This window comes from Rhodococcus sp. IEGM 1366 (assembly GCF_033142425.1).
GTDB lineage: Bacteria > Actinomycetota > Actinomycetes > Mycobacteriales > Mycobacteriaceae > Rhodococcus_F > Rhodococcus_F globerula.
This window is the reverse complement of the sequence record NZ_JAWLRZ010000001.1, coordinates 624,167-645,685: the sequence shown is the minus strand read 5'-3', so window position 1 is coordinate 645,685 and position 21,519 is coordinate 624,167. Positions and strand designations below refer to the sequence as shown.

17 protein-coding genes are annotated in these 21,519 nt (G+C 59.5%); 13 read left to right on the top strand and 4 right to left on the bottom strand.

The annotated features are described in order from the left end of the window. Positions 1-60: 60 nt before the first annotated feature. A complete protein-coding gene (locus R4P64_RS03155; RefSeq protein WP_317819235.1) occupies positions 61-1,062 on the top strand; it encodes a PHP domain-containing protein in 1,002 nt (333 codons plus the stop codon). A gap of 88 nt (positions 1,063-1,150) precedes the next feature. Here R4P64_RS03155 and R4P64_RS03150 read toward each other — a convergent pair whose 3' ends face one another. Beyond that, positions 1,151-1,864: a YoaK family protein gene (locus R4P64_RS03150; RefSeq protein ID WP_080711773.1), complete on the bottom strand. Its 714-nt coding sequence runs from the start codon at positions 1,862-1,864 to the stop codon at positions 1,151-1,153. A gap of 63 nt (positions 1,865-1,927) precedes the next feature. After that, positions 1,928-3,523 (bottom strand): hypothetical protein, encoded by a 1,596-nt coding sequence (locus R4P64_RS03145; RefSeq protein WP_317541750.1) that lies wholly within the window; start codon positions 3,521-3,523, stop codon positions 1,928-1,930. Between the two features lie 290 nt (positions 3,524-3,813). On the opposite strand from R4P64_RS03145, the gene R4P64_RS03140 reads away from it, so the two are divergent. Beyond that, complete coding sequence (locus tag R4P64_RS03140) at positions 3,814-5,193, top strand: MFS transporter (RefSeq protein WP_317541748.1); 1,380 nt, start codon at positions 3,814-3,816, stop codon at positions 5,191-5,193. A 2-nt stretch (positions 5,194-5,195) separates the two neighbouring features. Here R4P64_RS03140 and R4P64_RS03135 read toward each other — a convergent pair whose 3' ends face one another. After that, a complete protein-coding gene (locus tag R4P64_RS03135) occupies positions 5,196-6,893 on the bottom strand; it encodes a PucR family transcriptional regulator (RefSeq protein ID WP_242484911.1) in 1,698 nt (565 codons plus the stop codon). A 173-nt stretch (positions 6,894-7,066) separates the two neighbouring features. Between R4P64_RS03135 and R4P64_RS03130 the strand changes: the two genes are divergently transcribed. From R4P64_RS03130 to R4P64_RS03095, 8 genes are all read left to right on the top strand, one after another. Then, positions 7,067-7,513 (top strand): heme-binding protein, encoded by a 447-nt coding sequence (locus R4P64_RS03130; protein WP_317819234.1) that lies wholly within the window; start codon positions 7,067-7,069, stop codon positions 7,511-7,513. A gap of 136 nt (positions 7,514-7,649) precedes the next feature. Continuing rightward, the gene (locus R4P64_RS03125; protein ID WP_045066006.1) at positions 7,650-8,369 is read left to right on the top strand and encodes a TenA family transcriptional regulator; all 720 of its coding nucleotides are present in this window, start codon (positions 7,650-7,652) and stop codon (positions 8,367-8,369) included. Between the two features lie 87 nt (positions 8,370-8,456). Continuing rightward, positions 8,457-8,807 carry a Rieske (2Fe-2S) protein gene (locus R4P64_RS03120; RefSeq protein ID WP_033235258.1) on the top strand — a complete coding sequence of 117 codons (351 nt, stop codon included), beginning with the start codon at positions 8,457-8,459 and terminating at the stop codon, positions 8,805-8,807. Next, a complete protein-coding gene (locus tag R4P64_RS03115) occupies positions 8,804-10,045 on the top strand; it encodes an NAD(P)/FAD-dependent oxidoreductase (RefSeq protein WP_317819233.1) in 1,242 nt (413 codons plus the stop codon). The genes R4P64_RS03120 and R4P64_RS03115 overlap by 4 nt, the downstream gene beginning before the upstream one ends. After that, positions 10,045-11,484 carry an aldehyde dehydrogenase family protein gene (locus tag R4P64_RS03110; RefSeq protein ID WP_317541740.1) on the top strand — a complete coding sequence of 480 codons (1,440 nt, stop codon included), beginning with the start codon at positions 10,045-10,047 and terminating at the stop codon, positions 11,482-11,484. Before R4P64_RS03115 ends, R4P64_RS03110 begins: the two co-directional genes overlap by 1 nt. Positions 11,485-11,522: 38 nt before the next feature. Further along, entirely contained in the window at positions 11,523-11,912 is a 390-nt protein-coding gene (locus R4P64_RS03105; protein ID WP_033235411.1) for a Rieske (2Fe-2S) protein, read from the top strand. Beyond that, entirely contained in the window at positions 11,909-13,498 is a 1,590-nt protein-coding gene (locus tag R4P64_RS03100; protein ID WP_317819231.1) for a gamma-glutamyltransferase family protein, read from the top strand. Before R4P64_RS03105 ends, R4P64_RS03100 begins: the two co-directional genes overlap by 4 nt. Continuing rightward, positions 13,491-13,940 carry a RidA family protein gene (locus tag R4P64_RS03095; protein ID WP_258190609.1) on the top strand — a complete coding sequence of 150 codons (450 nt, stop codon included), beginning with the start codon at positions 13,491-13,493 and terminating at the stop codon, positions 13,938-13,940. Before R4P64_RS03100 ends, R4P64_RS03095 begins: the two co-directional genes overlap by 8 nt. 46 nt (positions 13,941-13,986) lie before the next feature. Here the strand turns inward: R4P64_RS03095 and R4P64_RS03090 are convergent, their stop codons facing one another. Further along, complete coding sequence (locus R4P64_RS03090; protein WP_033235253.1) at positions 13,987-14,898, bottom strand: cation transporter; 912 nt, start codon at positions 14,896-14,898, stop codon at positions 13,987-13,989. Positions 14,899-15,025: 127 nt separating this feature from the next. Here R4P64_RS03090 and ggh point away from each other — a divergent pair, with 127 nt between their 5' ends. The 3 genes from ggh to R4P64_RS03075 all read left to right on the top strand — a co-directional run. Next, entirely contained in the window at positions 15,026-16,363 is a 1,338-nt protein-coding gene (gene ggh, locus R4P64_RS03085) for a glucosylglycerate hydrolase (RefSeq protein ID WP_317819230.1), read from the top strand. Between the two features lie 62 nt (positions 16,364-16,425). Continuing rightward, the gene (locus tag R4P64_RS03080) at positions 16,426-17,172 is read left to right on the top strand and encodes a glycoside hydrolase family 25 protein (protein WP_045065998.1); all 747 of its coding nucleotides are present in this window, start codon (positions 16,426-16,428) and stop codon (positions 17,170-17,172) included. A gap of 966 nt (positions 17,173-18,138) precedes the next feature. Continuing rightward, a partial coding sequence (locus R4P64_RS03075; protein WP_317819228.1) for an isopeptide-forming domain-containing fimbrial protein occupies positions 18,139-21,519 on the top strand: 3,381 nt, incomplete at its 3' end.

Below are 21,519 nucleotides of genomic sequence, written 5' to 3'. Positions count from 1 at the left end.
ATCCACAGCGTAAGTGGATCAGGGGTTGCCGCGAGCGGCTGCTGACGGAACAGTGGACCCATGGAACCGGATGAAGCGCTTCGGGAGATCGCCTACTGGCTCGAACGATCGCGGGCCGAGACGCACCGAGTGAAGGCCTACCGGCGTGCCGCTGAGGTCTTCGCAGGGCTGTCGGACGACGAGAAGGAATCGCGTCGCAAGGCCGACAGTTGGAAAGCCCTCACCGGCATCGGACCCAAAACAGCGACGATCATTGCCCAGTCGTACGACGGTGTTCCCGAGTACCTCGCCGAGTTGCGGGGACAGGCGCAACCTATCGGCGACGGCCCGCTGCGGCAGTCTTTGCGCGGCGATCTGCACACGCACTCCGATTGGTCCGACGGCGGCAGCCCCATCGAGGAAATGATGCGACGGGCTGCCGCGTTGGGCCATGACTACTGCGCGCTCACCGACCACTCACCGCGTCTGACCGTCGCCAACGGGCTGTCCGCGGATTGCCTGCGAGCTCAACTCGACGTCATTGCCGCATTGAATGCGGAACTGGCCCCGTTCCGGATCCTTACGGGGATCGAGGTCGACATCCTCGAAGACGGTTCCCTCGATCAGGACCCGGATCTGCTCGACGAACTCGACATCGTGGTGGCGAGTGTGCATTCCAAACTGCGATCCGAACGCGAGGCGATGACTCGCAGAATGCTTGCCGCGGTGCGTAATCCGCGGGTCGACATTCTCGGCCACTGCACCGGCCGGCTTGTCGAGGGTGGTCGCGGTACTCGTCCCGAATCGCAGTTCGACGCCGAGAAAGTGTTCGAGGCCTGCCGCGAATCCGGTACTGCTGTGGAGATCAATTCCCGGCCCGAACGTCGTGATCCGCCGTCGCGGTTGATCGAGTTGGCCCTCGATCTCGACTGCATGTTCTCCATCGACACCGACGCTCATGCTCCCGGCCAATTGGCATGGCAGGGCTACGGGTGCGAGCGCGCCGAAAAGTGCGGCGTCGACGCCGATCGGGTGATCAACACGTGGACGGCGGACGCGCTCCTCGAATGGGCTGGCAACTGAGAGGGCTGGAAGGCAGCGGTGGTCCGCTGCGACCGCGCCGAAGACCGAGGGCTCTTACTGCTTTCCATGTTGATTACGACGGCTGATCTCAATCAACTCGGGTCAGGTAGCGGTGGCCGATAAATGAAACGGCGATAGTGATGCACGCAGCGATCAACAACGCGAGCGCAACGTGCAGCAACAGAAGTAGTGCTCCGACAATTGCGCCGACGAAAATGGTGACGATCGCGCCGACGCGCCGATTCCACAACGCGGATCCCGTTCCGAAGAACGTCTCACTTGCAAGCGAGGTCAGGGTCGAAGTGACCACGACCGTGGTCATATCCTTGACCGCGAGAGCCCTTGCTACCGCTGCCTGCTCGCCCATGACCAGTGCAATAACCGCTGCGAAGACGATCTGTTGGACTGCCGACATGGTGTCGCCGACCACGAACATCGATACGGCTAAGCCAAGGAGAACTATTCCACCTGTCGCGAATAGTGCTGTGGTCCGTGTGTGCCATCCTGCAGGCGACCCGCGAAGCAGCAGCCCGCACGTACACGCCCCAAAGGTAAAGGCAATCAGTGCGATTGCTGGCCCCAGTACGGGAAGCTCGTCGGCGCCGGCAACGGCCATACCCAGTATGACGATGTTGCCGGTCATGTTGCCGGTGAACACCCGATCGAGGCCGAGGTATCCGACCGCGTCGACTAGTCCGGTCACGAAGGTCAGGGCCATCATCGTTGCAACGCCGATGCTTTCGTGGTTGAAACTTGCGCTTGCGGTGGTGCCATCGGTGTTTTGCTTGTACGAGATTGTCATGAAGTTTCCTGAGAATACAGCTGAGACCGGGGAGTGTTGTCTCCCCGGCAACAGGAGACGGGTTCAGAATATGAGAACCGAAACAATGGTCATCAGCACGAGTCCTGAACAGACGGGGATGAAGCATTTACGGGCGAGATCGAGGACTGACACTCTGGCGAAACCTGCAACCGCGATAAGTGATGACCAGGCAACGAGAGTTCCCCCGCCAGACCAGATATTGCCCATCTGGCCAATTGCTGCGAGGGTTGCCGGATCCATTCCTACTGCCGGGCCGAGGGCTCCGGCCAATGACCCGGTAAGTGGCAGGCCGCTGAAGCCTGATCCTTCGAGTCCGGCGATCATTCCGATGATCAGGATCGCGAACGATGTGACAAACGGATTCTGCGGTAGATGGGACTGGCCTGCATTCACGAGATCGAAGAGTAGCGTCGGGCCTGCTGTATCGGCTGGTAGAGCAAGTATCTGGGCAGAGAAGTCGCCGTTCCCGATGAAAAAGAATCCTGCGATGGGAAGCACTATCCCCATCGCTTTGAAGGCGAAAACGAGACCGTCGATCAGATGCTCGGAGGTCGTCTCGAAGAATCCTTGCTTGTCATTAGTGGCCGCGGCCGCGAACAGAATGAGCGCGGCGATACCACCGACCATGGCCGCGGCGTCGCCACCCTTGAGGTCCGGGACGATGTCAGTGAATTTGCCGATGAGTAGGTACACAATGAATGCAAGGTAGGCGAGCGGCACCAGAACTGCGAATGTACGTGCGGCCCTGATGCTTTTGAATACGTGGTCGACGGTTGCCTTCATCGACGAGTCATCGGTGTCGACGCGTTCGGCCACCGACACACCGACATTCGCTCCGGCCGTCACCAGAACTTTCGACCCGCGCGCCGCTCCGGTACCAGGCAGGGTTCCGCTCGGTACCGGAGTGCCGCCTGCGGAGTCGCCGTCAGCCTGGGTCGAGCGGCCGTTCTCGTGCTCGGCTCGCGATTCCCATTCCGTGAGAAGTTCGGGCGATGGTGCTCGCATATTGCGGCGCTGCGTCAGCCACGTGATGATCAATGCGGTGAGTCCCACGATCAGTGACATGACAAGAGCGCGGTCGGCAACAACATCAGGATCGACACCGGCGGCAGTTGCGGACAGGCCAGGCGCAACCTTGATGATGTAATCGGCCGAGAGCGCCATTCCCTGCCCACAGATGGCGATCGACATACCGACTGCCATAGGCGAGAGACCCGCGCGGATTGCGACCGGAATCAAGACCGCCCCGATGAGCGGAACCGCCGGTGTGGGCCAGAAGAACAGCGAGATCATGTACGTCACGGCGGCAAGAACGAGAAAACTACTTGTGCCACCGCGCATAACTTTCCGGAACGGCGCAACCATGAGTCGATCGGCGCCCATCTGACGCAACGCTCCGAGCATCGCAGTTACCAGAGCGATGATCAGGAAGATGTTGAACAGTTCTTTGGCGGCGACGAGACTTGCGTTGAAGATTGATGCGAGTCCAGTGACAAGGCTGTCGGAAAAGACGAATGCAGTCAGAAATGTACCCAGTACCGCCGGCACGACTATGTTCTTTCTGAGCATCATTGTGGCCAGGATGACGAGTATGCCCGCGAGGTACACCCAGTGTGCGGCAGTTAGATTTACTTCCACGTTGCGCCCCTTATGAGTTCGTGCCAAAGTCGCGATAACTGATTGAGTGATAGTGCGCGGGGCGGTTTCCAGGGTCAACGGCTAGTCTGCACACTCGAGTCCGATCCTAGATGTGCAGGATGTCCCATATTGCGCAAAACGGCGCGGCGATATGACCGTTGAGTTAAGAATTGTTGCGCGACTGCGCTTTTCGATGACATTCTGGCCATAAAATGTGGGTACCCTAACCTTAGCTGGGCACGTGGTTCCTCTGTGCCTTGCCTTCAAACCGCAATGGAACGGATAGCATGATGAGTGCAACTACGAGCGTGACCGCATCGAGGATGAATGCGGGAGTTGACGGGGGCACATCACCCGCACTTGCCGCACTGCTGGTGGGAACTTTCGTCGGGACGGTCAGCAACAACATCGTCAACGTCCCACTCACGGCCATACTCGACGATTTCGAAGCTCCATTGAGTAGTGGAATTTTTGTTGTCGTCGCATTCTTGTTGACCTTCGCAGCGGCGATGCCCCTGGCAGGCTGGATTGGTGATCGGTTCGGGCGCAGGCGGGTTTACTGCGCAGCGTTGATCGGCACTGCGATTTGCTCGCTGGGCGCGGCATTGGCACCGTCACTCCCGGTGCTGGTGATGTGGCGCTCGTTCGGAGGTGTTGCGGCGGCCGCGTTCGCGCCCGCCGTCATGGGTCTCATTGCCTGGCTGTTCGGCCCGGCACGGCGGGCCAGAGCAGTCGGGGCTTGGGCTGCAGTCAACGGAATCGGGCAGGCCATGGGACCTTCACTGGGCGGTGTGGTGAGCGACTTGATGGGCTGGCGATGGGTATTCGTTCCACTCATCCCAGCGGCGCTCATCGGCTACTTCGCCACCATGAAGTTCATTCCGCGTTACCCCGCGAAGAAGATGCAGCTGGACTGGGTGGGTGCGATCACGCTGACCTGCGGCGCCGGTTCCATCGTCCTCGGGATCAGTCTCGCTTCGCAAGGGAGCCGAAATGCTTGGCTGAGTGGAATTCTCGTTGTTGCCGGAATCGCGCTGGTTTCTGTGTTCGTTGCCTGGTGCCTACGGGCGAAGGACCCGTTCGTTCCGATAGATCTGGTCCTCGAATCACGTTTCCTGCGAAGCGCACTCGCGGCTTTTGCTCAGATGTTCGCGCTGGGAGCCACGTTGCTTGCGTTACCGCTCTACCTGACTTCAGGCGGCAGCTCCACGACCTCGGCTGGACTTGTTCTCTTTGTACTGCCGCTATCGATGACTGTTTCAGCGCCGGTAGTCGGACGCTACGTGGACAGGCTCGGCGGCCGAATGACGATGCGCTGCGGTTTGTCGATCTTGATCGTCGGATTATGCGTTCTTGCAACGATTCTTCAGCTCGACGTCCGGAACATGTGGTCCTTGAGCGGGGTGCTGATTGTTGTCGGAGTCGGAGTCGCGATGGTGCAAACGCCTGCTGCAGCAGGCTCGACCCGTTCACCTGCCGGCGCAGTAGGTACGGGGCTCGGTCTGTTCAATCTGATCCGTTTCGGCGGGTCTGCAGTGGGCGCCGCGTGGGTCGGAATCGCCGTTAACGTGGCAGACAGTCCGTTTGCCCTCCTATTCGGGATCACCTCGGCTGTTGTTGCCGTCGGGTTCGCGGCAACCTTTGTCGGCGAGGATCCAATCGCGGCGTGATTTCAGGTGTTCCGCGTCTCTCGGTCAACCCCCGCCCGCACCGTGGCCAAAAGATCCAACCTCAATGCCAACCAGATCGTGAATTGATTTTCGGCTTGCTTGATATCGAGACCCATCGACCGAGAGATCCGATCAAGCTTGGAGATCATCGTATTTCGATGCAAGCCAAGTTTGCGGGCCGCAGCATTGATGTTTCCGGCTTCGGCGAGATAAGCAAACAGGATTTTCTCGAAGTCCGGTGGTCCGCCGGGGCCTCGTAGTGGCCCAAGTATGTCGTCGATCAACCGACGGCTTTCGTCTGACTCGGCCGCAACCGCAAGCACCCCGAATCCGCGGAGATCTCGGTACGAGACCGAACCCGACAGTTCGAGTCGCGCTGCGATACCGAGTGCAATTCGAGCGTCACGGTAGCTTGCGGCGATATTCTTCGCTCCATGCGATCGTCGGCCATGAGTCACCGGAATGCGCTGTCCCAGACGCTTTTCCAGATCAAAGGACATGGCATTGGCATAGTCGTCGATCTCGTCCTGACTCTCGCTTCGCAGTGACCTGACGACAATGAGAAAATCGCCGATCACGGTTACGTGGGAGGCGACATCCACCTGGGGCAGTACGCCTGCCGCGTACCGGGCGAGACGCACCATACTTGCACCCGGATGCGGGCCCGTCCGGTCGACCAATCCAGGTGCGACGAAGACGATGTAGTCGAGGTCGAGATCAATTTCGTGGAGTTCGGCGCGAGTTTTCAGGTCGAGGTCACTGGCGAAGTTTCCGTGGACAAGGGCTTGAACGAAGTCGCCCTTGGCGCGCTCTTCAGCTTCGTCGACGCTTCGCTGCCGTAGCATCTCGGCACCGATAATCGAGCCGGCTTGCTCCACGACTACCTTGTACTGAGCGATGTCGTGCCGCCGTGGTTTGCCGGCGAGCGTAAGGACGACAACCCATCCCTCATGCCGACCGGCGAGATGCATGGCAGAGGCAACTGCTGTCACGGAAACTGAATTCGAATGCGCCGGAGGAAGCTCGAGAACATGCACTTCATGTGCGTGGAGAACTTCTTCTTCCGTCCTGCTCGGAAGGGCTGCCGTCAGGGACTGCACCAGCGCCGCAGTCGCTTCGCTGTCTTCGGCGGGTAGTCCGGACTGGACGATCAACCTTCCCCGGACGTCGAGGGCGAGGGCGGGGCGAGAGGTGAGAGAGCTTACTTCGCGAACGAGCATCGGTACGCCGGCGCCACGGTGAAGTAGGGCAGCAAGAGACTGATGAACCATCACCCCGTACCGCATCACATGAGCTTCCTGAGTGAGTGCGCGCTCGGCGAGGAGTTTGTTCAGCACGGTAAATCCAACGGGGAAAGCCAATTCCACCGCCGGTAGTGCCTTCGGCCAGACTGTGCTGGAAGGAGCCGTCCCGTCGACGATCACAGCACTGGCACCACGCGCGAGTAGCGATTTCAATGCCAGGGCGGCGCCCGAAAGAGTATCCGGACGGGTGTAGACAACGACGCCTACCAGCGAATCCGGCCTGCTCAACACCTCGTCCCACGGTAGGCACCACGTAACCTGGGAGTCCATCTGGTCGTAACCTGACAGCACGTGCGCCTTGTCGAAGATCGGTTCCTCGAGGAGACCCCGTAGCGATAATCGTTCGGCTTCGAATTGCTCCGAGTCCGTCATGTTCTCGGTCTGTCGATGGTTCATGACTGCGCTCCTCGCGGTGGATCAAGTGTGCAGTATGACCTACGGAACCAGCCCATGTCATGTGCAGTATGACTATCACAGTGCTGCTCGTCCGGGTTCTTTTGACCATCGTGCGGAGGGATCAGGGCTGGTAGAAATCCATCTATCAGCCCAACCAACACGACGGAGACGATATGCACCAAGTTCACCGAATCACACTCGACGATGCTCTACCGCTGCTTGCCGCCGGACGTGCGAAGGCAGAAGAGATCGGCGTCAGGCAGACACTGTGTGTTGTCGACGACGGGGGCAATGTGCTTGCGCTGCACAGGTTGCCAGGTGCACGTTTGACCGGAGTCGACATCTCGATCGCCAAAGCCTTCACCGCCGCAGGACATGAGCGCGCAACGCACTTGTTCAACGAGGCCCCGGATGGTCCAGCCCTTCCCGGCAACGAAGCATTCGGCATCAGCCACATGCTCCCCGGTAAGTTCGCCGTATTCGTCGGCGGATTCCCCTTGCTGTACAACGGTCAGATTGTCGGGGGAGTGGGTATCAGCGGCGGAAATGGCAAGCAGGACAAAGCAGTAGGTGCCGCCATGCTTGCGGAGTTCGAGGCGCTCACGTCTGCCAACGTCTGACAAACTCGTTCGAAAAGTGCACAGTGCACTCGAAAGACGTTGATATTCGGATCTTTTGACCATAGTGAACCGCCGCAACGCCTATTACCGTCGGCAACGAATCATCTTCTAACATCAAGAAAGAACGAGGCAGATCATGACCGAACTCTTGAACCGCGAAGATTTCCGCGCAGCTCTCGAAGGAGCGCTGGTTGGCCGCGAGGCCGCAAACGCTTCCTTCAGCAAGGCGTGGGCAGATGGAAAGCTCGAGAAGCGCCACTTCGCGCGCTGGGCCGAAAACCACTACCACTACGTCGGACCGTTCGCCGACTACCTCGCGAACATCTACTCGAATACTCCCGACACGTTCACCAATGCCAAGGACTTCACTCTCCAGAACATGTACGAGGAGGAACTGGCAGATATTCGCCATACCGATCTGTTGATCAAGTTCGGTGAGGCATGCGGCACCACTCGTGAGCAGATCGAGAATCCGTCCAATATGAGTGCCATAACTCGCGGACTACAGTCCTGGTGCTACGCCGTTTCCCAGCGTGAACACTTTGTTGTCGCGACGGCAGCGCTGGTTGTCGGGCTGGAATCACAGGTCCCGAGTATCTACAAGAAGCAGATAATTCCGCTTCGAGAAGTATACGGATTCACCGAGGACGAGATCGAATTCTTCGAACTGCACATCACATCCGATGTCGTGCACGGTGAGCGCGGCTACCAGATCGTGCTCGACCACGCAGACACCCCGGAGTTGCAGGCCCGCTGCTTGCAGCTGGTCAAGTGGGGTGCGGAAATGCGCTTCAGCTACACCAAGGGACTCTACGACACCTATGTGGCGTCTGACCTCGAACTCATCACTGCCTGAAGCTGATTGATTGTCCCGGCGGGTGGCGGAACGGTGACTCCGCCATCTGCCGAGTCGATCGAATTCTCGAGTTGTCGAAGGGAAGACATGGATACGAACTGGACCGCCGTCGCGGCCCTGCGCGACCTCGGAAGGCGCACCAAGTTGCGCGTCGAGGTGGGCGCGACCGCGATCGCACTCTTTCAAGCCAACGGGCGTATCTATGCGTTCCGTGACCTGTGCATACACGCCGATCGCTCCCTCACAAAGGGCACGATTCTGCATGGGCGGGTGATCTGCCCAGGACACCAATGGGCTTTCGACCTCGAGTCCGGCTACGAAGAAGACCAAGACCTCTGCCAACCGACCTATCCCGTAACCGTCGCAGACGACGTCATCTACGTGGATTTGACACCGCGCACCGTTGTGGCGTCCGAACGAGAACAGGCCTTGTCATGACCGCAACCCTCGACACCATCGTCTCCATCGGTGCGGGACAGACTGCCGCAGTTGCAGCACGTACGCTGCGCCGCAGGGGATTTGACGGCCGTATCGTGTTGATCGGCGACGAGAACCATGCGCCGTATCAACGGCCACCTCTGTCAAAGGAATTTCTTGCCGGTACGGAGTCGCTCGACTCCCTCATGCTGCTGCCGCCGTCCTGGCGTGAAAAGAACCACGTGGAATTGTTGACCGGCACTGCGGCGAGTCGCATCGACACAGGCGCGGGCGTCGTCGAGTTGGCTGACGGCCGTACGATCGCGGCGGACGCGGTGCTCATCGCAACCGGTGGTCGGCCACGTACGATGGCCGTCACCGGACCTGCCCCGGAACGCACGCACTATCTCCGCACTATCGACGATGCACAGCGCTTGTCGACCCACCTTCGTCCGGGAACGCACGTAGCGCTCATCGGCGGCGGGTTCGTGGGTCTCGAAATTGCCTCGACAGCAAGAAGTCTGGGGTGCGAGGTTACGGTCATCGAACGAGCGCCGATCCCGCTCGCTCATATCGTCGGCGCAGAAATGGGCGCCGTCTGCACCCGATTGCAGCGCGACAATGGAGTGCACGTCGTTACCGGCGTCGACGTCACGGCGGTCCACACCGGACAGTCGGAGGTTCGCATCTCGCTGAGTTCGGGTGAGATCGTGAGCGCCGATGTTGTTGTCATCGGAATCGGAATCGAACCGAATGTGGAGATCGCACGTGCATCGGGACTGGCCGTCGACAATGGAATAGTTGTTGACGTGCAAGGACGTACAGCAACGCCCAACGTTTTCGCAGCCGGGGATGTCGCTTCACGCTATTCCGACAGGGCGGGACGCCATATGCGGGTCGAGCACTTCGACAACGCCAGCAGGCAGGGTGCAGCGACGGCAAACCTGATGCTGGGTCGCGAAGGTGTCAACGATGCACCGCACTGGTTCTGGTCCGACCAGTTCGGCGTCAATCTTCAATTCACCGGCCGCGCCCAACATACCGAGATCGTCACGAGAGGCAACGTGAACGACGGAGAGTTCACAGCATTCTATCTCGATGACGGAATTGTGCGTGGGGCATTCGCGCTCGACCGCGGCGACGACATCGGGGCAGCGCGTGAGCTGATCGGCAAACAGTGTAGCGCAGACCGGTTGCGAGACATCGATATTGACCTTTTTGATCTGCTGGATGACGAAGAATTGGCGGCGAGCAACTGATGGGCCTGAACTATATCGACGGTAGATGGGTCGCTGCACAGTCCGGCGCGACGTTCGAGCGTCGTAATCCGGCTGATCGATCCGACGTAATTGGCACATTCCCGGACTCCGGACACGATGACGTCGAAATTGCCGTCTCCGCATTGATCAAAGCAGCCCCGGCGTGGGCTGCGACCGCACCCGAACGTCGTGCAGAAATTCTGGAAGCTGCTGCGGCGAACCTTGAATCGAATGCGGCGGCTCTCGTCGACGAACTCGTTCGAGAAGAAGGCAAGACTCGCGCAGAAGCGACCATGGAAGTCGGGCGTACCCCGATGAACTTGCGCTTCTATGCGGCCGAGGCTGTTCGCACTACCGGAACCACATACCCGTCGCCGGGAGAAGGTCTCGTGTTCACCGTCCGTGAACCGGTCGGCGTTGTCGGGGCGATCACGCCGTGGAACTTCCCGCTGAACATACCGTCACGAAAGATCGGACCGGCACTTGCCGCCGGAAACGTGCTGCTACTCAAGCCATCCGAGTTGACTCCCTTGATGGGGCAGCGTCTTGTTGAGGCACTACTTGCCGGTGGATTGCCTCCCGGGGTTATCGCGTTGGTACAAGGATCAGGAAAGGCAGGCGCAGCCGTGGTTGCAGACAGCCGCGTCGATGCCATCACCTTCACGGGGTCCACCCAGACCGGACGGGCGATCCACGCCGCCGTCGGTCCGGAACGCCGCAGTCAGCTCGAGATGGGCGGTAAGAATCCGGTTGTAGTGCTGGAAGGTGCCGATCTCGACAAGGCAGCCTCATTGATTGTGAAGGGCGCCTTCGGGTTATCTGGCCAAGCCTGCACCGGAACAAGCCGCGTTGTTGCGGTTGATGCCATCCATGATGACCTACTCAGCAGAGTTGTTGTACTGGCACAGAAGTTGGTCGTCGGGGCCGGCGGCGACGAGGGCGTCACGATGGGTGCGTTGGCAAGCGCAGGACAATACCGAAAGTTCTTGGACTATGTTCAGGTAGGTCTGGACGATGGAGCTGAATTGATCTGCGGTGGAACGCCGCACGATGACAATGCTGACGGTTTCTTTGTTACCCCAACGGTTTTTTCTGGCGGAACACCCGAAATGCGCATCGTAACCGAAGAAGTATTCGGTCCACTATTGGTCTTCTTGCGCACCGAAAACTTCGATAGTGCAGTCGACCTCGCAAACAATACCGAGTACGGCTTGAGCTCTTCGGTCGTAACCAACGACATTGCAACAGCGTTGGCTTTTGCCGCTCGGACGAAGACGGGACTGGTGAAGATCAATCAACCCACGACGGGCATGAGCATGAACGCGCCGTTCGGTGGATTCAAGGCGTCGAGCACGCAGACCAACAAAGAGCAGGCCGGCGAATCGATGATGGGTTTCTACCAGTGCGAGAAGACGATTTACCTGAGCGGGCTTGCATGAGCGCCGCCGACCACAGCACAATCGGAGAGGGGACCGTCATGGAACCAGAGAAGACCGCAGCAGATAATGTCGAGTTCGTCCGCGTAGCTCGGTCGGGTCAGGTGACGGAAGGACTTGTCCGTCGATTCTTTTCGGGCGAGCACGAATTCGCCGTCGCCCGACTCGACGGTAAGGCGTACGCGACGTCCAACTACTGCACACATCTTGACTGTCTCCTGTCTTCCGGCAAACTCGTGGAGGACGGCATAGGTTGTTCATGTCACGGCAGTGTCTTCGATCTCGAGACGGGTGAGCCGGTATATCCGCCGGCCACGGTGGCTATCAAGACATACGCCGTCGAAGAACGAGAGGGAGAGATTTTCGTCGGGTTCGACCCATCGGACACGACTTCAGCTCCCCGCCGACGTGCAACCCGCGGCCTGACATGACCACAAGGCCACCAACCCTCTCGACCAGGGGCATGGTCTCTTCCAGTCATCCGGCAGCCAGCACGATCGGTGTGCAGGTTCTCGCCGACGGCGGCAATGCGATCGACGCGACACTCGCCATCGCGGCGATGACATGGCTGGCACTGCCAGGACAATGCGGAATCGGTGGAGACGCCTTCGCTGTAGTGCGTGAGCCCGACGGACGAGTCTGGACGGTCGGAGGAAGTGGATTCGGGCCAGACGGTGGAGAGACGGATTTCTACACAGATCAAGGTTTGACCTCGATTCCCTTGGACGGACCCCTTGGTGTTGCCGTACCGGGCGCCCCTGCGGCCCTGGCAGCACTTCATGCCAATGGGGCGACACGTTCTCTGTCTGACTTGTGGGAACCGGCGGCAGGTAGCGCCGAACGAGGTTTACCGTGTTCAGCCAAGACCCTCCAAGACATCCGGGAAGCCCATCTGGCGATTGCGCTGGATCCCGGCCTCGCCGCTGTCTATCTTCCCGGCGGCGGGTTACCTCATGTGGGGCAACAACTCCCCCAAATTGATCTAGCTCGAACGATTCGCTCACTTGCGTCCGATCCCGCGGACTTCTATCTCGGATCCTTCGCTCAGAAAGCTGTGTCGACACTGCGTGAACGTGGGGCGCCTTTCAGCGGTAACGAGTGGGCGGATGGATTCAAGGTCGACCCGGAACCCGCCATAGCCGGCACGTACGCGGGTGCGGTGGTATATCAGACGGCGATGCCGACGCCAGGCTGGATGGTTCTTCAGCAAGCCGCTCTGTGCGACCGTGTAGTCGGGTACTCGCCATGGATGGCGGCACCCGCGATCGACCGATTGGCATCGGCGGCCCGCCTCGCCTTCGAGGATCGCTTTGCACTGTGCGGTAGTGACAATGACGAATGGAGAACACTGCTGCTACCCGACACAGTGGCCCGATCGAGAGCATCATTGGATGCGAACTCGAGGCGACGGGAGTTCAGTGTGGCCGGCGGGGACACCACGTCGATCGTCGCCGTCGACTCCGACGGAAGAGCGGTCAGCTTCATTCATTCCCTTGCCTTCACTTTCGGTTCCAAGATCACGGTCCCGGGTACGGGGGTAGTACTCAACAACAGGTTCGGTCGTGGTGCGTATCTGATTCCAGGGCATCCAAATTCGGCTTCGCCGCGACGTAAACCGGTGCATACTCTCAATGCTTGGATAGCAGCAGACACCGCGGGGGCACTGCTTCACGTGGGTAACACCCCGGGTGGAGACGGGCAGGTCCAGTGGAACATGCAATTGCTGTCCCATTTGCTCGACCACGGACTCGACCCGGCAGAGGCTGTGGCGGCACCGCGATTCACGGTTTACCCGGGCAGTGATTCAGACGTGATCGGTCGGCCCGCTGAGCTTCGGTGCGAATCAAGGATAGGAAAGTCCACGTTGTCCGAATTACGTAGTCGAGGACACGATGTGACGCTTCAGGGAGCATGGGATGGTGGTGGCAGCGCTCAGGTGATTTCACTCGATCGTGAGCGTGGGCTACTCAGCGGCGCAGCCGATCCTCGACAGGAAGGGATAGCTCTAGGTGTCTGATATTTCGTTTGTGCGAGGGCCCGTGCCGCAGGGACAGTACATGGCGGCAACAGTTCACGACTCGATTGCTTACAGTGCGGGGATGACACCGCGGATCGACGGAGTCCTCCAAGTGTCCGGAGTTGTCGGCGAGGCGGTAGACATTGCGGATGCGGCTACCGCTGCGGGGATGTGCGCTCGGAATGCGCTCACCGCAATTGCTTCGGTCGCAGGAGGGATGGATCGAGTCGAGCGCTGTCTGCGCATGACGGTGTATGTGGCTTGCGCAGACAACTTCTTCGATCTGTCGGCAGTAGCCGACGGTGCGTCCGCGGTGATCGCTGAAATACTTGGTGGGGAAGCACTTCCCGTTCGTGCCGCGATTGGCGTCAAGAACCTTCCGTCAGGTGCTCCGGTGGAAGTCGACATCACGGCCGTGGTCGATATGAAGCCTCACGCATAGTCGGTTTGGCTCCGTGAGACCTCGCATCGAGCGAAATATGATAGGTCTACAGCATCAAGGCAGGATCTGTGGTCAGTTCGATGTTGAGCCATGGTTCGTACGGCAGATCGGCGAGGTGTTTGGCGAATGTGCGTCGTACCGCATCTTCGTCGTCGATCTCCCACGTATGGGGAGGGACCATGAACATGGCTTCGATGTACAGCTTGCGGCCAACCTTGCTCATCGTCAGGGCTGGTTCATCCAAATCGAATTCATCGCGAACAGCTGCGATCGCGTCGTGGACATGCGCCTGAACCTGTTGACTGGGAGCGCCTTCGAGCAGTTCCACCAGAGCAGTTCGCAACAGAGCCAAGGGTTGTGGGACCAGCATCGCACAGCCGATCAGGACGAGCACGGAGTCGACGTATCGATCGGCATCGGAGAAATCGGTGCGCCCCAGGATCATTGCGACAACGGCGCCTACGGCAACCAGCGCGCTGAAGGCGGCCGAGGCTCCCCACTGCCTGGCCTCGGCCACCAGGAGATCGGATGTGCGGTCGACCTTTCCGACGTAGCGCCAGATCAGTACGGACACTGCTGCACTGATCGCGCCGTAAGCTGCGAGCGACCCGGCCGTCACATCGGCTCCGCCGGCCAGGATGACCCGTACGGCCTCTACGGCGGCGTACGCGAGAGTTGCCAACAATGCCATGCCCTGAATGGCGATCACCACCGGAATCAGAGCTTCCTTGCCGAACGGGAAGCGCGCCGTCGGGCCTGAATCTGCGATCCGGGAGACGCGCAGCGACATCCAGGTCAGAACCATGCCGATCAGTGCGTACACACCGTCGAGCAGGATTACCTGAGACTGCGAGATCCACCCCCACACCGCGGCCAGGACGGCCAAGGCTGTCGCAACCATCAGCGAGTACCGCAGGGTCTTGCGCTCGCGCTCCGCTGACTCTTCTTTGATGCCCATGACCCGCAACCGCCTTGTCGGTTTAGTAACTTCTTCCCGTAGGAATACCAGCAAAGTGGTTCCGAGAAAGACTCACCGCGCCACTCCGATGAGCGCAGAAGCCGTACTCGACGCAAAATAGACTTCTATGGCCGACCGTGGATTCACCCCGACACAGCTCGCTGCCCGAGCCGCCTATCTGCTGCGCGGTAATGATCTGGGCACGATGACTAGCGCTGCTCCCAAGCTTTATCCACATATGTGGAGTTGGGACGCGGCGTTTGTTGCTGTCGGATTGGCTCCGTTGAGTGTGGAACGAGCCGTTGTAGAACTCGATACCTTGCTCGACGCGCAGTGGAAGAACGGAATGATCCCGCACATCGTTTTTGCAAACGGCGTCGACGGCTATTTTCCCGGTCCGACGCGGTGGGACGTCAATGCGTTGGCTGCGCATGCGCCGATAGGTACGGCGACATCCGGGATTACCCAACCGCCGGTACATGCGATTGCCGTGCAACGAATCCTCGATCATTCACGTCGTCACGGCCGTACGACGCGAGCGGTTGCCGAGGAGTTCTTGGATCGGCGGTGGAATGATCTGGTTCGGTGGCATCGTTGGCTTGCCGAGGCACGAGATCTCGACGGTAATGGTCGGATAGCGCTCTATCACGGCTGGGAATCGGGGATGGACAACTCTCCACGTTGGGATGCGGCGTACGGGAATGTTGTTGCGGGACAGGTTCCTGCGTACCAGCGAGCCGACCTTGCTGTTGTAACGGACCTGACGCAACGTCCCAAGGATCACGAATACGATCGCTATCTGTGGCTGCTCGAAGAAATGAAATCGGTGCGCTACGACGACCAACAGCTTTCTACCGCAATGAGTTTTGCAGTCGAGGACGTATTTGTCTCAGCCGTCTTCTCTATGGCCTGCGATGTCCTGGCGACCATCGGCGAGGAACATTCGCGGCCGAACTCCGATGTGCGAGATCTGCGCGGTTGGGCAGACCGATTCCGTCGAGGTGTCATAGCCACGACGGACGAAAGAAGCGGCGCGGCAAAGGATTTTGATCTCCGTACGGGACGCTGGGTGAATACCGAGACCATCGCGATGTTTGCGCCATTGTTGTGTGGTGGACTTAGTCGCGATGCTGAACGTTCGCTGTTACGAACCTTCGAGGGGCCGAAGTTCTGCGGGCATCCGGACATGAGATTTGCCGTCCCGCCGTCCACTTCCCCGGTGTCCGGCGATTTCCGTCCGCGTGAGTATTGGCGTGGACCTGTCTGGCCGGTGATCACCTGGCTGTTCTCATGGGCGTTTGCGCGTCGTGGATGGGCTGAACGATCGTATGTTCTCCGGTCGGAGGGACTCAGGCAGGCCAGTGACGGCAGTTTTGCCGAGTATTACGAACCCTTTACGGGTGAGCCGTTGGGCAGCATGCAGCAATCCTGGACGGCGGCAGCGGTTCTCGATTGGTTGGGATGACCAGCGTCTGAATAGTTCGTGAAACAACAGACAAATCCGGCAGCAGTCCCTACGCTCGGGGAATGGCCGAGCGACGCACCGTCAGGACCTTAGGCAGACTAACCCCGATCGTGATGGCTGCGGCCGTTGCATTGACGGCCCCGGGTCTCGCTGCGGCTGATGCTCCCCGCGGGCCGGACGTTTCGTCTTGGCAGCATGTGGATGGAACCGGTATCGACTGGTTCCAGGTGCGGGCGTCGGGGCATGAGTTCGCGATGGTCAAAGCGACAGAGTCGCTGAACTACGTGAATCCGTATTTCGTCCAGGATTGCCTTCGCATGCGCGTTGCGGGCGTTGCGCGCGGCGCCTATCACTACGCAGACGTGCGAGCGTCGCCGGAAGCGCAAGCTGCGTTCTACGCGGCGATGGTCCTCGGTATCAACGGTCCTGGAGATTTGCCTCCCGTCCTCGATCTCGAAGACGCAAAAGGCCTGCCGGCATCACAGGTGATCGACTGGACTCACCGGTACCTGAACACCGTCCAGGCGTTGACGGGACGGCAGCCGATCATCTACACGTATCCCAACTTCTGGTACACGCAGATGGCGAACACAACCGAGTTCAACCACTACCCGCTTTGGATTGCTGACTACAACGGTCAGAGCGCTCCGGGACCCTTGCCTGGTGGGTGGTCGAATTGGACCTTCTGGCAGTACACGAGCACAGGACGCATACCGGGGATTGTCGGTAACACCGATATCAATGTCTACAGCGGAGCCCAGGGTGACTTCGGCCGTTACTCCAACAGCGTGGGGCTCGGCAGCAGCTAGGCGTGTGCGACTGCTTGCGCTCTTGCAGTGTCCTTTTCGGGCCCTCTGGCCCTATTCAGGACCTGGAAATTTGTTTGCTGTGTCCCGTGATGCGTGACCGATTGGTCCGCATGTAGCTCAGTGGTTACGAGAAATTCAGCGGAACGGTAGCCAAAATCGGGGAACACTTTGCTAGCTACGTGGGCTCAGATGATAGCTATGGTGGGAAATTGGCTGAAATCCCCCGTGGAAATTTTCACAAAACGGACTTGAAGTTTGGTCTTACCGGGTGGTTACAGCACGTACCAGTGGCGTTTTGAGCCCCCTGCCATCCGTCTATCGGGGCTTCCCCTCACTTCGTTACCTACGGCCCTGAATGAATTGATCGCGATCGTTCATTCGATTTCGGCGCGTTCGGGCTGCCGACGGAACCATCGTCGGTTGTAAGTGTTCCGGGTCGAAGTTCATACGCTGTGGTGCATCCAACAGCGGTTATGCGCACTGGTCATTTGTCTAGATCTGCCAGGACGCCCCATTATTCCAGCGACCCGGCGTATCCAGCCAAAACGCCGTTTCGAGTCGTGTGTGACCCAGCGACGGCCAATTTTGTCAGATTGTCCGGTTGACCAAAGCTGCCCAGCGGACCTTGTTCGATCAACGAAGGAAAGCGACTATCAGTCTGCTTTGTCCATCTTTCGGTGGGCAAGCTCCCGGTTATCTGTTATCTTGATCGAGATAACTGGAAGATTGCTCTCGATTTGCATGGATCTCGAGGGCCAAAGTCCTGCACAGGACGGCTCTTCCAACACGCAGGTGTTACCCGAAGAGGAGCTCGAATGGCAGGACCGGCAGCAGCGTCCGGTGCGAGGTCGATCAGCCGAAAACCGGCGCACCGACCCGAACCAACCGATCAAACGGGAGTTCGCGCCATCGCTCTCGCATCTCCGTCCACCGAATATCGATCAGGCACATCCTGGGGAGCTAGAAATGCCTAACGACTTACCGCCGACAAGGTCGGCAATGTTCACCGCAGGGCTACCGCCCTGGGTGCGAGCGTGGACGGTGGTGTGGACCACCATCGCGTTGATTCTCGGTATCTCCGGCGCGACGGCAGTAGTTGCATCAGCACAGCCGGCCGCGACGCTCGGCGGTCCCGTTCAGGCTCAGACGCCGGCTCGCGCCGCTGTGCTGCCGGATGAACAGCCCGCAAATGGCTGTGCCTTCAGCGCCCCTAACACTGGCCCTTTCTCGCAGAACATCTGTTGGATCGACATGTCGGCGCTCAACGAAGCCGCGGCTACATCCGCGGCCGGGCAGTCGATGGAAATCCAGCTCACCGAGGGCTACAAGATCAACTTCAAGGCTTTCCTCACCGACTCGGTAGCAGGAAAGACGCATCAGGGGGTCGAAGCGAAGGCACTCCCCACGTTGAGTTACTCAGCGCTGGGAACGTCCGCCTACACGGGTGTGCCGTCGACGATCAAGCCCGCGATCTACCAGAAGTCCTCCGTGAATGGACAATCCGGCGGGACGGTGTCGCTCAAGAACATCGTGATGACCGGGCCCAATGGCACGGTGTACAACTACGGTCTCGTAGCAGCCGATGCGGAGTCGACTGACGCAAACACGTCAACCGACAAAGAGTTCCTCGCCTTCAATTCGGACAAGCCGCTGCGACAAATCGCGCGCACAGTCGGTGTTGACGAACCTGGCTACCCTGGAATTCGCGCTTGTGACGGTGGGCTGACGGCTATGCCCGCCACCACCGTCCGATGTGATTCTTGGAACCTGGTCAACAACCAGGAGTATTCGCCGGGCACTTTGGTTGTTGCATCGACCGCTCCGACCAACTTCGCGGCGACGTTCGGTAATACCGTTCTGGCCACCTCTCGTCAGGGTCTGGCTTTCGGTGTCCTGCTCTCGAAGGTCAAGATCGACAAGGACCTCACGCGCGTCACCCCCGGTGACGATTTCACTATCGGCATGAGCACCGGCCACCACGCAAACGCGGGTGCTGCTGCAGCGACCGAGATCAAGAGCACCACGACCGGCGCTACAGATACAACGGCATCGACTGGCTGGCGTACGCTCCTCGCAGATACGACGCCTACTCCTGTCACGTTCTGGGAGAAGCCCACTACCTCGGCGACCAAGACCGCGAACTACGCGACATCATGGGATTGCCAGGTAAATGGTGTGACCCAGACACTCAGGGTCGGTGACGTTGCGCAGGCAGCACTCACACCGGGTGACAATGTTTACTGCAAGGTCAAGAACACGCCGGTTCTCGTGAAGAAGTCGTCGTCACCACCTACCGGTGAGACGGTTAATATCGGCCAAACAATCACCTACACACTCAATTTCGAGAACCCGGGTACTGCCCCGGCGACGATTGACTACACCGACTACCTCGCTGACGTCATCGATGACGGAACGGTTGCGGTCGGTGCTGCTACGGGCGGACTCACCGCTGCATTGGATGGCGCCGACAAAATCAAAGTCGGCGGCACATTGCCAGCCGGCGGCAAAGGGACAGTCACCTACACCGTCACGGTCAAAGACGGTGGTAACAAAGTCCTGAACAACTACCTCGTTCCGGGGACAACAACTCCTCCCACAACATGTGATCCTGCAACCAATCTCTGCACGACGCATCCCATGCCCGGGTTCACAGTCGCGAAGACCGCTGTGCCCGCGACAGGTTCGACGGTTCAGGCCGGCGATACCATTACGTACACGGTCACCGGTGCTAACACCGGCAAGACGGCCCTAACTCCCGCGACGATCAAAGACGATCTGAGTGCGGTTCTCAACAATGCTGCTATCGTTCCGGGCTCGCTGAAGGCGACCGTCGACGGTGCTGCTGTCGCTGCTCCGACCCTGTCGGGCAGCATTTTGTCGTGGTCCGCCAATCTCCAGGCTGGTAAGTCTGTTGTTCTGACCTACCAGGTGAAGGTCAATGCCGGCGTTGCCGCGGGCACGGTTCTGAACAACAAGGTCACGGGTACTGCGAAGCCGCCGACCGGTCCGGACATCACTCCTCCTACGGTGGAGACGAATCACTCGGTTCCCGGCTTCAAACTGGAGAAGACTGCTGATCCGATTTCCGGTTCGACGGTTCAGGCCGGCGAGTCGATCAAGTACACCGTCACCGGAACCAACACCGGCAAGACGAACCTTGATCCGGTAAAGATCAACGATGATCTGGGTGCGGTTCTCAACAATGCTGCTGTCGTTCCCGGTTCGCTGAAGGCGACCGTCGACGGTGCTCCTGTCGCCGCCCCGACGCTGTCGGGCACCACGCTTTCCTGGACCGGACTTCTCGAAGCCGGTAAGTCCGTTGTTCTGACCTATGAAGTGAAGGTCAACGACGGCGTTGCCGCGGGCACAGTCTTGAACAACAAGGTCACGGGTACTGCGAAGCCGCCGACCGGTCCGGAGATCACTCCTCCTTCGGTGGAGACGAATCACTCGGTTCCGGGATTCACGGTCGCGAAGACAGCGGATCCGGCGCCGGGTACCGGCGTCAATGCTGGTCAGACGATCACGTACACGGTGACGGGTGCGAACACCGGTAAGACGACGCTCAATCCGGTGGTGTTGACCGATGATCTGTCGAAGGTTCTCGACAACGCGACGTTGGTGGACCGTTCGCTGAAGGCGACGGTCGATGGTGCTCCTGCCGCTGTTCCGACTCTGTCGGGGACCATGCTCTCGTGGACCGGTGCACTCGAAGCGGGTAAGTCGGTTGTTCTGACCTACCAGGTGAAGATCAACGACGGTGTTGCCGGCGGCGTTCTGATCAACAACAAGGTCACCGGTACTGCGAAGCCGCCGACCGGTCCGGAGATCACTCCTCCGCCGGTGACGACCGAGCATCCTGTCCTGTCTCCGAAGATCGCTGTGGTGAAGTCCTCTGATCCGGCTTCGGGTTCGAATGTTGTTGCCGGTCAGGACATCAAGTACACGCTCACGTTCACGAACACCGGTAACGGTGCGGGTGAGGTCGCGTACTTCGACGATCTGCGTCAGGTTGTGGACAAGGGTGTTCTCAGTGGTTTGACTGCTGATGCTCCGTTGGCTGCGACGATGGTCGGTGCGGATGGTTTCTCGGTGACGGGAACCCTGGCGGCCGGCGAGAGCAAGACGGTGACGTATTCGGTGAAGGTCAATGCCGATGTCGTCGGTGGGGTGTTCGTGAACAACTTCGTTGTTCCGGGTACGACTCCTCCGGTTGATCCTCCGGAGGTGTGTGATCCGGCGACGCAGCTGTGCACGACGCATCCGGTGGTGTCTCCGAAGATCGCTGTGGTGAAGTCCTCTGATCCGGCTTCGGGTTCGAATGTTGTTGCCGGTCAGGACATCAAG

Bases quoted from the DNA above. Each gene is read 5' to 3' on its own strand.
- R4P64_RS03130 (WP_317819234.1), top strand. From the start codon at position 7,067: ATGCACCAAGTTCACCGAATCACACTCGACGATGCTCTACCGCTGCTT.
- R4P64_RS03135 (WP_242484911.1), bottom strand. From the start codon at position 6,893: ATGAACCATCGACAGACCGAGAACATGACGGACTCGGAGCAATTCGAA.
- R4P64_RS03140 (WP_317541748.1), top strand. From the start codon at position 3,814: ATGAGTGCAACTACGAGCGTGACCGCATCGAGGATGAATGCGGGAGTT.
- R4P64_RS03150 (WP_080711773.1), bottom strand. From the start codon at position 1,864: ATGACAATCTCGTACAAGCAAAACACCGATGGCACCACCGCAAGCGCA.
- R4P64_RS03115 (WP_317819233.1), top strand. From the start codon at position 8,804: ATGACCGCAACCCTCGACACCATCGTCTCCATCGGTGCGGGACAGACT.
- R4P64_RS03100 (WP_317819231.1), top strand. From the start codon at position 11,909: ATGACCACAAGGCCACCAACCCTCTCGACCAGGGGCATGGTCTCTTCC.
- R4P64_RS03155 (WP_317819235.1), top strand. From the start codon at position 61: ATGGAACCGGATGAAGCGCTTCGGGAGATCGCCTACTGGCTCGAACGA.
- R4P64_RS03110 (WP_317541740.1), top strand. From the start codon at position 10,045: ATGGGCCTGAACTATATCGACGGTAGATGGGTCGCTGCACAGTCCGGC.
- R4P64_RS03125 (WP_045066006.1), top strand. From the start codon at position 7,650: ATGACCGAACTCTTGAACCGCGAAGATTTCCGCGCAGCTCTCGAAGGA.
- R4P64_RS03080 (WP_045065998.1), top strand. From the start codon at position 16,426: ATGGCCGAGCGACGCACCGTCAGGACCTTAGGCAGACTAACCCCGATC.
- R4P64_RS03120 (WP_033235258.1), top strand. From the start codon at position 8,457: ATGGATACGAACTGGACCGCCGTCGCGGCCCTGCGCGACCTCGGAAGG.
- R4P64_RS03090 (WP_033235253.1), bottom strand. From the start codon at position 14,898: ATGGGCATCAAAGAAGAGTCAGCGGAGCGCGAGCGCAAGACCCTGCGG.
- R4P64_RS03105 (WP_033235411.1), top strand. From the start codon at position 11,523: ATGGAACCAGAGAAGACCGCAGCAGATAATGTCGAGTTCGTCCGCGTA.
- ggh (WP_317819230.1), top strand. From the start codon at position 15,026: ATGGCCGACCGTGGATTCACCCCGACACAGCTCGCTGCCCGAGCCGCC.